General features: G+C 66.1%; 12 protein-coding genes. 7 read left to right on the forward strand and 5 right to left on the reverse strand.

Translation table 11 applies throughout. The features are described 5' to 3' along the window. The first annotated feature begins 34 nt into the window (after positions 1–34). Positions 35–1,366, forward strand: coding sequence for an LLM class flavin-dependent oxidoreductase (locus tag NCR38_RS26930; RefSeq protein ID WP_061116540.1), 1,332 nt, complete (start codon positions 35–37; stop codon positions 1,364–1,366). Positions 1,367–1,444: 78 nt separating this feature from the next. Here the strand turns inward: NCR38_RS26930 and NCR38_RS26935 are convergent, their stop codons facing one another. Then, positions 1,445–2,620 carry an acyl-CoA dehydrogenase family protein gene (locus NCR38_RS26935; RefSeq protein WP_061116541.1) on the reverse strand — a complete coding sequence of 392 codons (1,176 nt, stop codon included), beginning with the start codon at positions 2,618–2,620 and terminating at the stop codon, positions 1,445–1,447. 370 nt (positions 2,621–2,990) lie between these two features. On the opposite strand from NCR38_RS26935, the gene NCR38_RS26940 reads away from it, so the two are divergent. After that, positions 2,991–4,049 carry an LLM class flavin-dependent oxidoreductase gene (locus NCR38_RS26940; protein WP_061116413.1) on the forward strand — a complete coding sequence of 353 codons (1,059 nt, stop codon included), beginning with the start codon at positions 2,991–2,993 and terminating at the stop codon, positions 4,047–4,049. Between the two features lie 54 nt (positions 4,050–4,103). On the opposite strand, the gene NCR38_RS26945 is transcribed toward NCR38_RS26940, so the two are convergent. From NCR38_RS26945 to NCR38_RS26960, 4 genes are read right to left on the reverse strand one after another with little or no spacing between them, the layout of a single operon-like run. Beyond that, positions 4,104–5,345: an acyl-CoA dehydrogenase family protein gene (locus NCR38_RS26945; RefSeq protein WP_250477838.1), complete on the reverse strand. Its 1,242-nt coding sequence runs from the start codon at positions 5,343–5,345 to the stop codon at positions 4,104–4,106. A gap of 18 nt (positions 5,346–5,363) precedes the next feature. After that, positions 5,364–6,368, reverse strand: coding sequence for an NrtA/SsuA/CpmA family ABC transporter substrate-binding protein (locus tag NCR38_RS26950; protein WP_061116415.1), 1,005 nt, complete (start codon positions 6,366–6,368; stop codon positions 5,364–5,366). A 34-nt stretch (positions 6,369–6,402) separates the two neighbouring features. Further along, complete coding sequence (locus NCR38_RS26955; protein ID WP_096031947.1) at positions 6,403–7,071, reverse strand: ABC transporter ATP-binding protein; 669 nt, start codon at positions 7,069–7,071, stop codon at positions 6,403–6,405. 47 nt (positions 7,072–7,118) lie between these two features. Then, positions 7,119–7,958 (reverse strand): ABC transporter permease subunit, encoded by an 840-nt coding sequence (locus NCR38_RS26960; protein ID WP_061116417.1) that lies wholly within the window; start codon positions 7,956–7,958, stop codon positions 7,119–7,121. 18 nt (positions 7,959–7,976) lie between these two features. Between NCR38_RS26960 and NCR38_RS26965 the strand changes: the two genes are divergently transcribed. The 5 genes from NCR38_RS26965 to NCR38_RS26985 all read left to right on the forward strand — a co-directional run bounded on the left by NCR38_RS26965 (position 7,977) and on the right by NCR38_RS26985 (position 11,916). Next, a complete protein-coding gene (locus tag NCR38_RS26965) occupies positions 7,977–8,204 on the forward strand; it encodes a hypothetical protein (protein WP_143756274.1) in 228 nt (75 codons plus the stop codon). A 64-nt stretch (positions 8,205–8,268) separates the two neighbouring features. Then, the gene (locus NCR38_RS26970) at positions 8,269–9,351 is read left to right on the forward strand and encodes an ABC transporter substrate-binding protein (protein WP_086960721.1); all 1,083 of its coding nucleotides are present in this window, start codon (positions 8,269–8,271) and stop codon (positions 9,349–9,351) included. Continuing rightward, the gene (locus NCR38_RS26975; protein WP_061116419.1) at positions 9,348–10,187 is read left to right on the forward strand and encodes an ABC transporter ATP-binding protein; all 840 of its coding nucleotides are present in this window, start codon (positions 9,348–9,350) and stop codon (positions 10,185–10,187) included. Before NCR38_RS26970 ends, NCR38_RS26975 begins: the two co-directional genes overlap by 4 nt. A 90-nt stretch (positions 10,188–10,277) precedes the next feature. Continuing rightward, on the forward strand, positions 10,278–11,045 hold the full coding sequence (locus NCR38_RS26980) for an ABC transporter permease (RefSeq protein WP_250477839.1): 768 nt from the start codon (positions 10,278–10,280) through the stop codon (positions 11,043–11,045). Continuing rightward, positions 11,038–11,916, forward strand: coding sequence for a transporter substrate-binding domain-containing protein (locus NCR38_RS26985; RefSeq protein WP_086960760.1), 879 nt, complete (start codon positions 11,038–11,040; stop codon positions 11,914–11,916). The genes NCR38_RS26980 and NCR38_RS26985 overlap by 8 nt, the downstream gene beginning before the upstream one ends. The last annotated feature ends 35 nt before the right edge of the window (positions 11,917–11,951 follow it).

Consider the following 11,951-nt stretch of genomic DNA (forward strand, 5'->3'; position numbering starts at 1 on the left):
TGACGCAATCCGCCACTCGTTCATCACCGACGCGATGTCAACCACCCGACAACTCCATCTGGGCGCGTTCATGCGGCCGGTCAGCCTGCATACCGGCGCGTGGCGCTTTCCGGGTGCATGGCCCGACGCCAACTTCAATTTCAGCCATCTCAAACGATTCGTGCAGACGCTCGAAAGCGCCTGCTTCGATGCGTTCTTCATGGCCGATCACCTCGCCGTGCTCAACATGCCGGTAGACGCGTTGAAGCGCAGCCATACCGCGACGTCGTTCGAGCCGTTCACGCTGCTTTCCGCGCTCGCCGCCGTGACCGAACGCATCGGGCTGATTGCCACGGCATCGACCACCTTCGACGAGCCGTATCACATCGCGCGGCGCTTTGCGTCGCTCGATCATCTGAGCGGCGGGCGCGCGGGCTGGAACCTCGTCACCACGTCGAACCCCGACGCCGCGCGCAACTTCGGCCGCGAGGAACACATGGAGCACGACGAGCGTTATCGCCGCGCGCACGAGTTCTACGATGTCGTCACCGGCCTCTGGGATAGCTGGGCCGATGACGCCTTCGTGCGCGACACCGAAAGCGGCCTGTTCTTCGATCCCGACCGGCTGCACGTCCTCGACCACAAGGGCGCGTATCTGTCGGTGCGCGGCCCGCTGAACATCGCGCGGCCGGTGCAGGGATGGCCGGTGGTCGTGCAGGCGGGATCATCGGAAGCGGGCAGGCAGCTCGCCGCCGAAACCGCCGATGCGGTCTTCACCGCGCAGCCGAATCTAGCCGCGGGCAAGCGTTTTTATGCCGATGTCAAAGGCCGCATGGAACGCGTCGGCCGCGCGCGTGAGCATCTGAAAATTCTGCCGGGCGCGTTCGTCGTGGTGGGCGACTCGCGCGACGAAGCGCAGGAGAAGCGGGGGCTGCTCGATACCTTCGTGCATGACGACAGCGGCTTCGCGTCGCTGTCGATCGCGCTCGGTCACGATGTCTCGTCGTTCGACCCGGATGGTCCCTTGCCCGAGATTCCCGAGACCAACGCGAGCCGGAGCGCGCGCGAGCGCGTGATCGACATGGCGCGCGCCGAAGGGCTCACCGTGCGTCAACTGGCGCAGCGCGTCGGCGGCTATTCCGGCTTGCAGATGGTCGGGACCGCGACGGATATCGCCGATCAGATGGAGCAATGGCTCGTCGAAGAAGCCAGCGACGGCTTCAACGTGATGTTTCCGTATCTGCCCGCAGGCCTGGATGACTTCGTCACGAAGGTGGTGCCCGAGTTGCAGCGGCGCGGCATTTTCCGGCGCGCCTACGAAGGGGCGACCTTGCGGGAGCATCTCGGCTTGCCGAGGCCCGCCAACCGCTTCTTCGAGCATCGCTGATTCGAAGGCGCCCGGCGAAATGCGCTTCGTCACAGATAAGCGCCCCATTCTCGCGTTGCTGACCGGGCGGCATGGCGCTCACGAATAGAACGACGGCTTCGGAATCCGCCCGTTGAGCGCCCAGTCTCCCAGCTCGCGCACCTTGTAGTCGATCGGATCGTGCAGCGTATGTACCCGCACGTTGCGCCAGAAGCGGTCGAGGCGCAATGCCGCGGTGGTCGAGCGTGCGCCCGTCACTTCGAACATGCGATGCGCGACGTCCAGCCCCGCGCGCGCCGCCGCGACCTTGGATGCCGCCACCGCGACGGCCACTTCGCCCCGCTCATGTTCGGTCAGATCGAGCCCGCGCGACCACGCCTGATCGAATGCCTGCATCGCGCGCTCGACGAAGAGCCGCGCCCCTTCGAGCGCGAGCCAGAAGTCGCCGTAATGCGCGAGCACGTAGGGATCGTCGGCGGGACGCTCGGCGGCCGATGCGATCCACGGCCGCGTCTGCGCGAGCGTCGCGGCGCGCGCGGCCTGCAACGCGCCTTCGCCGATGCCCAGATAGATGTGGCTCAGGATCGACTGTGCGAGCAGCGGCCGCAGCGTGGCGAACGGGCTGGAGAGCGGTCCGGGCTGAAGCAGCAGTTCGTCCGTCGCGATGGGTACGCGCTCGAACACCACCGTGCCGCTGTCGGTCTGACGTTGCCCCATGTTGTCCCAGTCGTCGAGCACGGTGATGCCCGCGCGATTCGTCGGCGTCACACCGATGAGGAGCCGCCCGTCGCCGTCGAAAGCGGAGGCGAGCAGCTGGTCCGAATCGCGAGCGCCGGAACAGAAACTCTTGCGGCCGTCGAAGACATGGCCGCCGGCGCCATCGGGTAGCGCACGCGTGCTCTTGTCGAGCGGATTGAGCGCATTGCCCCAGAACCATCCTTGCGCGACGGTTTCGCCGAGCCAGCGACGGATCTGCACGGCGCTTGCGAACAGACGGATCGTTGCCAGTTGCAGGTGATGGAACGCGAACAGATGCGCGAGCGAGCTGTCGACCTGCGCCATGCGCCGCACGACATCGAGGGTCGTCGACCAGCTGGCGCCGTCGCCGCCGAACTCCACCGGCACCGAAAGCCTGAGCAGGCCGCTCTCGCGCAGCAGGTTGCGCTCGTGAAAGGCAGTGCCGCCCGACCTGTCGCGCGCGGCGGCCGTGGTTGCCCATTCATGCAACACCGCATTGAGCGGCTCGAGCCATGCGGCGTCTTCGGTACGATTCATTGCGCTTTTCTCCTGATCGTGATGGTTTTGGCTATGCAGAAAACCATGGATTGATTCGTCGGTTCTGGCTTTTCGTGGCTCGTTCGTATGCTTGCGGCGGATCATCGACGACCCCTGCGGCGCTCCCAGCGAAGGCGTGCGGCGAAAGTGAAGGCCTATGACAAAGTTTCGCCGATCACGAGCCGGCGCGCTCGCCAATGCGTTGAGCGGCGCGCTCGTTGTTTCTCCGGCGCGCCGCCCGATCCGGGACGTGTCCCCGTGCGCCAAATGCCGATATGGCAATTCCTTATCGATAGAAATTGGATCGCCATGAGCACACCCGGCGTTAGCATGAGCATCCTTTCTACTCTGTCTTTCGTTCATTCAAGCGATGTCCAAACTTCCCCGTTTCGGCGTCTGGGCGCTCGTGCATGGCAGCCGCGCGGCGCTGCAGGATCCCGCGGAGCCGTACGACGCCTCGTGGACGCGCAACAAGGCGCTCGTGCTCGAGGCCGAGCGCCTCGGTTATGACGCCGTGCTCGTCGCCCAGCATACGATCAATCCGCACGATGCCTCGCTCGATCAGCTCGAAGCGTGGACATCGTCGGCGGCACTGGCGGCGCTCACCTCGCGCATCGAGATCATCGCCGCGATCAAGCCTTATCTCTATCATCCGGTCGTGCTCGCGAAGATGGCGCAGCAGATCGAGCACATTAGCGGCGGGCGCTTCGCGATCAACCTCGTGAACGCGTGGAATCGTCCGGAGCTCGAACGCGCGGGCATCGGCTTTGCCGAGCACGACGAGCGCTATGCGTATGGCCGCGAGTGGATCGCCGTCGTCGAAGCCTTGTTGCGCGGCGAAGCCGTCACGCATCGCGGCGACCACTTCCGTATCGATGATTACCAGTTGCGTCCCGCCGATCCGTTCCGCGCGCGTCCGCGCATCTATGTCGGCGGAGAGTCGGATCCGGCGCGCTCGCTCGTGGCGGCGCATGGCGACGTGTGGTTCATCAACGGCCAGCCGCACGACGACGTCGCCGCCCTGATCGCCGATGTCTCCGCCCGCGCGCGTCCGGCAGGCCGCGACGCCTTGCGCTTCGGCCTGTCGGCGTTCGTGATCGCTCGCGACACGCAGGACGAAGCGCAGGCGCATCTCGAACATCTCTTCGCGCTGGCGGAACTCGACAAGCCGCTGCGCGAACGGCAGAAAGCCAATACCGATCCGAAGGCGGTCATGCACCAGACCTTCGCGCGCTCGGCGCGGGTCGGGTCGAACGGCGGCACGGCGGCGGATCTCGTCGGCGATTACGATACGGTCGCGCGGCGCATCGTGGATTTTCATCGTGCGGGGATCGAACTGTTCATGCTGCAGTTCCAGCCGTTCGAGGCCGACATGGGCCGCTTCGCACACGAAGTGATGCCGCGCGTGCGCCGTCTGGTCGGCGGCTGAGCACGCGGTCCGCTCGCCGCGTCGGTCGCGCGCGAGCGGACACGTCACGCACGATCAGAAGAACGCGCCCGTGGGCGGCAGTCGCCCGCTCAGCAGGTTCTGCCCGAGCAGACGCTCCTTGTAGAGCCGCGGATTGTGCGAGGCGATCACCTTGATGTTGCGCCAGTGCCGGTCGAGCGCGCCGATGCGCGAGACGACCGAGCCCGAGCCGAGATCGATCAGCCAGCTCGCGATCTGCGGGGCGAGATCGTCGATCACGACTTTCGCTTCGGAGGCCGCGAGCGTGGCGGCGAGCGTGGTTTCGTATTCGTCGCGCGTGCCGTGGGCATCCCATGCGCGCTGCAGGGCGCCGACCGCGCGGTCCGCGGTCGCCTCGACGCTCGCCGCGTACGCGCGAATACGGCCGAGCAGCGATTGCAGCACGGGTTCGCCGGCGGGATGCGCGGCTTCGCCGTGATAGAAGTTGCGCCCGCGCGCGCGCAGCACGTCGACGGCGTCCAGCGCCACGCGCCGCACGATGCCCGCGATGCAGTTGGTCAGATAGACCTGATGGAAGGTGTAGCCCCACGGCGCCGCTTCGTCGGACTTCGGCGGGTCCGTCGGGTAGAGGTGGGCGGCTGGCACCGTCACGTCGCGAAACCGCGCCGTGCCCGAGCCTGTCAGGCGCTGGCCAAAACCTTGCCAGTCATCCTCGTCGCTGACGCCTTCGCCGCGATCGAGCACGTATTGCACGGTGCGGCCTGCGCGACTCTCCACCGCGAGTCCGATGAACGCGTCGTTGTACAGATTGCCCGTGGCGTAGACCTTGTCGCCCGAGCCTACGTAGACGTCGCGCGATGCGTCCCATTCGAGCCGGCTCAGCACCTTCGTCGGGCGCGCGCCGGCCGCTGTCACGTCGCTGTCGACGAAGCTGAGACCGATGGTCTTCTTCTGCCCGGCGAGTTCCAGCACACGCGCATGAAAGGGATGCTCGCGCCGTCTGAGCGCGGCCTCCACTTGCCACAGATGATTGCGGAACGCATGGGCGATGTTCGAGTCCGCTGCGGCCACATCGCGCGCGAGCGCGAGCAATTCGCGCAGCGACACGCCCCGCCCGCCTGCATCGACGGGAAGACGCAGCGCGCCGAAGCCGAGCGCCTTGAGACTTGCGATTTCCTCGTGCGGCAGGCGATGCGCGCGTTCGCGTTCCGCGGCGGTCGCGGCGATATCGCCGATGATCTGCGCGAAGCCGAGGGCTGCGGACAATGGCGAGACGAGCGTGGGTCCGCCGCTCGCGGGATAGGTGAGCTCAGACATGATCGTGCGTTCCTCGAATCAGACCTTGATGCTGTAATCCGCGACCTTGATGCGCGAATTGATGATCTTGCGTTCCGCGAGCCAGTCGGCGGCGCGCTGAAACTGCGCGATGAAAGCGGCGTCGTCGGGCTCGTGGAACTGATTTACGCGCTTGAGGCTCGCCAGATAATCGCGCACCTGGTCCGGATACTTGCCTTCGCGCTGAACGAGAAGCTCGGCGTCGGCGGAATGCGCGGACTGCCATGCGCCTTCGACGTAGTACGCATCGATCACCGCGCGGATCAGCTCGGCGTTCTCTTCGGTGAACTTCCGGCGCGTCACGAGCGAGCTGTAGTCGATCAGGAAGTCCAGATCGCGGCCTTCGTTGAAGATGTCCTTCGCGTCATTCGAGAAGCGCGAGATGTCGACGCCCGGCGACCACATCGACCATGCGTCGACCTTGCCTTGCGCGAAAGCCGGTGCGGCGTCCGGCGGATTCAGATAGACGAACTGGACTTTGTCCCGATCGACGCGATGCTTTTCCAGCGCCGCGATGAGCAGAAATTCGCCGAGCCCGGAACGGTTGACGGCCACCTTGCGGCCCGCCAGATCGGCAACCGAACTGATCCCGCTCGACTTCTTCGCGATGATGGCCGTCGAACGCGGCGAATAGATATCGAACGCGTTGAAGACGATCGGCGAGCCGGCGAGCATCGCGGCGAGCGCGGGTGTCGTCGATCCCCAGAAACCAAAGTCGGCGCTGCCGCCGACCACGGCCTGAATCGACGGCGCATGGTTCGGAAACGGGCCGATCCATTCGACCTTGATGCCTTTGGCGGCGAGCGTTTTTTCGAACACGCCGCGCTGCTTGGCGATGTCGGGCAGGCTGCCGTAGCCCCAGCCGATGCGCACCGTGTCGGTATTGCGCGTGAGCTTGCGCGGCTCGGCCGCCTGCGCCGGGAAAAGTCCGCTGGTGGCGACGCCGGCCAGCAGGCCACCCGCCGCGCGCAACAACTGGCGGCGGCTCAGCGAAGAATCAGTCATGCTTTGAGGTCCTTCTGGTTGTGCGGGAAAGAGGTCAGTGAGTTCGGACACCCAGCTCGGCGAGCAGGATGGGCCGCAGCGCCAGCGGCGCGTGGTCTTTGGGCTGGAACGCAGCCGCGATGCGCCCGGCGCGCATCACGAGAATCCTGTCGGCGAGCGTGAGCGCTTCATCGACGTCATGCGTCACGATCAGCACGCCGGGTTGATGGAGCGCGACGAGTTCCTTGACGAGGCCGTGCATCCGGATGCGCGTGAGTGCATCGAGCGCCGCGAACGGCTCGTCGAGCAGCAGCAGCGCGGGATCGTGAATGAGTGCCCGCGCGAGCGCCACCCGCTGCGCCTGACCGCCCGACAGATTGCGCGGCCAGTCGTCCTCGCGTCCGGCGAGTCCGACTTCGGCCAGTGCGCGCGCCGCGCCGTCGCGGCCGATCGTGTTCTCGTGACCGAGCGCGACGTTCTGCCATAACGGCGCCCAGGGCAGCAGGCGAGGCTCCTGGAACACGACGGAGGGGCGCGCCGGCGCGCGGATCGTGCCCGCGTCGGGCCGATCGAGCGCCGCCAGCGCGCGCAGCAGCGTAGTCTTGCCGCATCCGCTTTCACCGAGCAGCGCGACGAATTCGCCTTTGCGGATGTCGAGATCCAGCGCATCGATGACGACACGGCTGCCATAGCGCCGCTGTAGTCCGCGCACCGATACGGCCATTGAAGACGATGCGCCGACGCGCTCGCGGGACAGAACCTGGCTCTGCGTCACTTGCGCGCTCCTTTGGCGTAGTTCGCGTGCCACGAGAGGTAGCGGGCTTCGAGCAGGCGCACGAGCGCGTCAGCGACGACGCCGATGATCGCGTAGATGATCACGGTCAGCAGGATGACGTTGGTGTTCAGGAATTCGCGGGCGTCCATCGCCAGAAAGCCGATGCCTTTGGTCGTCGCGAGCGTCTCCGCGATGACGAGCGCGAGCCACGCGTGGGCGAGCGCATAGCGCACGCCGGTCAGGATGGAAGGCATCGCGCCGGGAAGAATGATTCGCCGCACGACCGCGATGCGGTCCATGCCGATCACGCGGGCAAGTTCCATCAGCTTCGGATCGATCTGCCGGATGCCGAGCATGGTGTTGATGTAGATCGGAAAGAGTACCGCGAGCGCGACCAGGAAAATCTTCGCGACTTCGCCGACGCCGAACCAGACGATGACGAGCGGCAGCATCGCCAGAAAAGGAATCGCGCGCACCATCTGGATCGAGCGATCGAAGAGCGCCTGCGCGAACGGCGAGAACCCGACGACGACGCCGAGCGCGAGACCGATCGTGCCGCCGATGACGAAGCCTGCCGCGGCGCGCACTAGCGAGACGCCGAGATGAACGAAGAGCTCGCCGTTCCTGCCGAGATTGACGGCGGTGTCGAAGACGCTGCTCGGGGCCGGGAGCACCTGCGGCGCGATCAGTCCGATGCGCGATGCGGCTTCCCATGACTGGACGACGATCGCGGGAATGGCCCAGGAAAGCCATCGGTAGAGCACGACTCTCGAAATGCCCGCACGCGGCGCATGCGAAGTCACATAGCTGTTGCGGGTGGAAGTCAGGTCAGCCATTTCATTTCCGTATCAGCCATGAAGGACGGGGGCTCCGATGAACGTTATCCGCGAGTCGGGCAGGAGAGCTTCTTATTAGAAGCCGTCGAACGGCGCGACGACAAACGTTTTATTGTTCTTTGCTTTTCAGTGTTCCTGTGCGCCGCTGCCATTGCGCATCGGCTGAATTGCATTTCAGTTTTCGTCGCGGCAGCTAAGCACATTTCCTTGGTTCGCGCGCATCGCTCACGGCGTGAGAATGCGTGAGCACCGCATGGCGGCCGCGCTGCGCCAGACCATTTCTTTTTGCTGCTCTCCTCATTCCGATTCCATGAAGGCGTCCAATTCGCATCGCCGGCCATACGCTGCCGGAAAGCTCACTCTGGTGGCCTGCGCGGCCGCCGCGCTCGTTCTGCTGGGCGGCTGCAAGCCTCGCGAAGAGCGGGCGCAATCGTCGCAGACGCCGGTCGCGCAGAGCGGCCGGCAAGAAGTGGCGTACTTCAAGTATCCCGACAACCCGGCGTTCGATCTTGTCTATCTCGCCGACAAGCTCGGCTATTTCGAAGGCACGAGCACGCGGCCGAAGTATGTCGGCAAGATCGCCGCGCCGCAGATCATTCCGCTCGTCGGCACGGGCGAGATCGACTTCGGCACACGCATGGTGCCGCTCGTCATCTCCGCGATCGCGAGCGGCGCGGATATCAAGGTCGTGTCCGCGGGCGGCGAGACGCTCCCCGATGCGCCGCATATGAAGTACTTCACACGCAAGGACTCGGGCATTCGCGGACCCAGGGACTTCGAGGGCAAGACGGTGGCGTTCAACAGCTTCGGCGCGTGCGCGGAATTCGTGACGAAGAAGTATCTGTCGCAGCACGGCGTGGACGTGTCGAAGGTCAACTGGCTCGTCGTGCCCGACAACCAGTCGCAGCAGGCGCTCGTCACGAAAAACGTGGATATCGCCATCATTCACCCGCCTTTCTCCGGCGCTGCCGAGGCCGATCCGCAACTGCACAAGCTGTGGAGCGACTGGGACGAGGACGGCGGCCTCGGCGGCATGGCGCCCTACAGCGTGAACGGCGCATTCGCACGCGCGCATCCACAGGCCGTGAAGGATTTCGTGACGGCGATCGCGAAAGCCGGCAACTGGGTCAACGCGCATCCCGACGAGGCGCGCAAGCTCACGGCGGAGCGGCTCGGCATCGACGTGAAGCTGGTCGAGCGCTATGCCTACGTGAAGGATCTCGTGGTGACCGAGCCGCCGATCCAGTACTACATCGACATCCTGGAGCAGGCCGGAAAGATACCGAAGGGCAAGGTGCAGGTGAAGGACGTCTACACGAACCAGTACAACCCGTTCGCCGCGAAGCAGTCACAGGCGAATGCGACGCCGGTCGCGAACGGAAGGCCCTCATGAGCGGGACACGCGCGGCACGCGACAAGATCGTCGTGCGCGATCTGTCGCTCACCTACGTCAACGAGGCGACGGCGTCGAGCCATACCGTGCTCGACGCCTTCGACCTGCGCGTGCGCGAGGGCGAATTCCTGGCTGTGCTCGGTCCGAGCGGCTGCGGCAAGTCGACCCTGCTCAACCTCCTCGCGGGCCTGAGCGCGCCGACCTCGGGCCGGATCACCGTCGATGGCGAGCCTGTCGGCGGCGCGCGCAACAAGCTCGGCTTCGTGTTTCAGGGCTATGCGCTGTTTCCGTGGCGCACGGTGCGCAAGAACGTCGAAACCGGACTGGAGATTCGCGGCGTGAAGCGGGCGCAACGGCGCAGCGAGGCAGAACGCTTCCTGCGTCTCGTCGGCCTGCTCGATTTCGCGGATCACTATCCGCATCAATTGTCGGGCGGCATGCGGCAGCGCGTGGCGATCGCGCGGGTGCTCGCCTACGGTCCCGAGATCCTGCTGATGGACGAGCCTTTCGGCGCGCTCGATGCCCAGACGCGCGAGTCGTTGCAGCACGAGTTGCTCGGCATCTGGGAGCAGAGCGCGAAGACGGTCGTGTTCGTCACGCACAGCATCGACGAAGCGATTTTTCTGGCGGACCGTGTTGCCATCGTCGGGCGCGGGCCAGGACGCGTGAAGGAGATCATCGATATCGATTTGCCGCGTCCGCGTCCGGCATCGGTACGACACAGCGCCGCGTTTGTCGCGCTGCGCCAGCGCGCGTGGGCGAGCCTGAGCCATGAGCTGGACGATGCGCGGGGCGCGCCGCGTGAGCTCGTCGCCGAAACACTGACGGGGGCGTGAAAAGTGGCGGAACAAGAGACATTGAACGAGCTGCCCGTCTTGCTGGGCGCAAAGCGGAGCGTTGCGCGCGGGGCAAGGCGCGGGCGCGGCGTGAACCTTTCGTTCGCGTTCGAGCGCTCGATCGCGCTGATCGTTTTTGCGGTGTTGTGGGAAGTGCTGCCGCGCTCGGGCATCGTGAGCACGGCCTATTTGAGCCCGCCCTCACAAGTGGCGCTCGCGATCGCGCGCCTGTTCGATAGCGGCGACGTGTGGACGCATCTCGGCGCGAGCGCGCTGCGCTCCATCAGCGGCCTTTTGCTGGCCATCGCGGGCAGCGTCGTGTCGGGCTTCGCGCTGGGATGGTTTCGCCGCGCGGAAAGAATCATCGATCCGCTCTATCAGCTGCTGCGCCAGGTGTCCGCGTTCGCGCTGTTTCCGGTGTTCATGCTGTTCCTCGGCATCGGCGAGTCGTCGAAGATCGCCATCATCGTGTGGGCCGCATTCTGGCCGGTGCTGCTCAATACCATCTCGGGCGTGAAGCAGGTGGAGCGCGTGTTCATCGATTGCGCGCGCTCGATGGGCGCCTCGCAGGGCTTCATCTTCGCCAAGGTGGTGCTGCCCGCCGCGCTGCCCGAGATCCTGACCGGCATCCGGCTCGCGGGCGCATACAGCATCACGGCGCTGGTCGCGGCGGAGATGATCGGCGCACGCTCCGGGCTCGGCTTCTACACGCTCAATTCGCAGGAGACGTTCCAGATTCCCGACATGTACGCGGGCATCGTGCTGCTCGCGCTGTTCGGCCTGCTGATCAACAAGAGTCTTTCGCTGCTCGAGCGGCGCCTGCTGCGCTGGCGTGTGGGGCTCGCGCAAAATGGCTAGGAGCGCGCTCGCGGCGCTTCCGGGTCACGGCAGACGCCTGCGCTGGCTCGCCCTCGCGGTCATGGCGATGGTGGCGCTCTCGTCGTTGCCGCTGCGCGATGCATGGCGCAATCGCCCGGGAGATGACCGGCCTTTCGCCGCTGCGCTCACACGCGGAACGCTGATCGTCGCGGTCCCGTCGCGGCCCGCGCCGACGCTCAACGTCGGCCGGGTCGATCATTTCGCGCGCGTACCGGACGGCTTTGCCGCGGCGCTGGCCGAAGACATCGGACAGCGCGCGGGACTGCCCGTCACCCTGCTGCTCGCCGGGCCGGGCGAAGCCGCAGACGCGCTGCGATCGGGCCGCGCGGATGTCGCCGTCGCGGGGCTCGCGTTCGGCGCCGAACCGTCGCTCGCCTATGCGCCGAGCCCCTATACGTCCGGACGCGGCACGGCGCTCGTGCTTCGGCGCGGCACGGTGCGCGACTGGGGCGATCTCGCGGGAAGCCTGATCTGCGTCTCGCACGGCAGTCCGTTCGCGCGGGAGGCCGCGCGCCGCGCGCATGCGGGCGTACAGGCGTTCGACCGTCCGCTCGATGCGTTGCTGGCCTTTCAGGCGGGGGAGTGCGCGGCGCTCGTCGACGACGAGTATGTGATCCGGCAGTTGCTCAGGCAGCCCGACTGGGCGTATTACCGGCGTCTGCCCGGCACGGTCGCGGCTGCGCCCGCCTTCATCGCGACGCGCATCGGCGATGCCGCGACCACTGCGTTCACGGAACGGATCGTCGAGAGCTGGCGGCGGCAACGCTGGCTCTCGACGGTGCGCGAAGATCAGGCGACACGCCTCGCATTCGACATGTTCAACGCCCAGAACGATCTCTATTGCCACTGAGCGGGCGGGGCGTGGCTACCCCGAACGCACGACGA

Origin of the sequence: Caballeronia sp. INML1 (assembly GCF_023631085.1) — a bacterium.
GTDB lineage: Bacteria > Pseudomonadota > Gammaproteobacteria > Burkholderiales > Burkholderiaceae > Caballeronia > Caballeronia turbans.

Excerpts from the sequence above, each read along its gene's own strand:
- NCR38_RS26930 (WP_061116540.1), top strand. The coding sequence starts at position 35 with ATGTCAACCACCCGACAACTCCATCTGGGCGCGTTCATGCGGCCGGTC.
- NCR38_RS26935 (WP_061116541.1), bottom strand. The coding sequence starts at position 2,620 with ATGAATCGTACCGAAGACGCCGCATGGCTCGAGCCGCTCAATGCGGTG.
- NCR38_RS26940 (WP_061116413.1), top strand. The coding sequence starts at position 2,991 with ATGTCCAAACTTCCCCGTTTCGGCGTCTGGGCGCTCGTGCATGGCAGC.
- NCR38_RS26945 (WP_250477838.1), bottom strand. The coding sequence starts at position 5,345 with ATGTCTGAGCTCACCTATCCCGCGAGCGGCGGACCCACGCTCGTCTCG.
- NCR38_RS26950 (WP_061116415.1), bottom strand. The coding sequence starts at position 6,368 with ATGACTGATTCTTCGCTGAGCCGCCGCCAGTTGTTGCGCGCGGCGGGT.
- NCR38_RS26955 (WP_096031947.1), bottom strand. The coding sequence starts at position 7,071 with ATGGCCGTATCGGTGCGCGGACTACAGCGGCGCTATGGCAGCCGTGTC.
- NCR38_RS26960 (WP_061116417.1), bottom strand. The coding sequence starts at position 7,958 with ATGGCTGACCTGACTTCCACCCGCAACAGCTATGTGACTTCGCATGCG.
- NCR38_RS26965 (WP_143756274.1), top strand. The coding sequence starts at position 7,977 with ATGAAGGACGGGGGCTCCGATGAACGTTATCCGCGAGTCGGGCAGGAG.
- NCR38_RS26970 (WP_086960721.1), top strand. The coding sequence starts at position 8,269 with ATGAAGGCGTCCAATTCGCATCGCCGGCCATACGCTGCCGGAAAGCTC.
- NCR38_RS26975 (WP_061116419.1), top strand. The coding sequence starts at position 9,348 with ATGAGCGGGACACGCGCGGCACGCGACAAGATCGTCGTGCGCGATCTG.
- NCR38_RS26985 (WP_086960760.1), top strand. The coding sequence starts at position 11,038 with ATGGCTAGGAGCGCGCTCGCGGCGCTTCCGGGTCACGGCAGACGCCTG.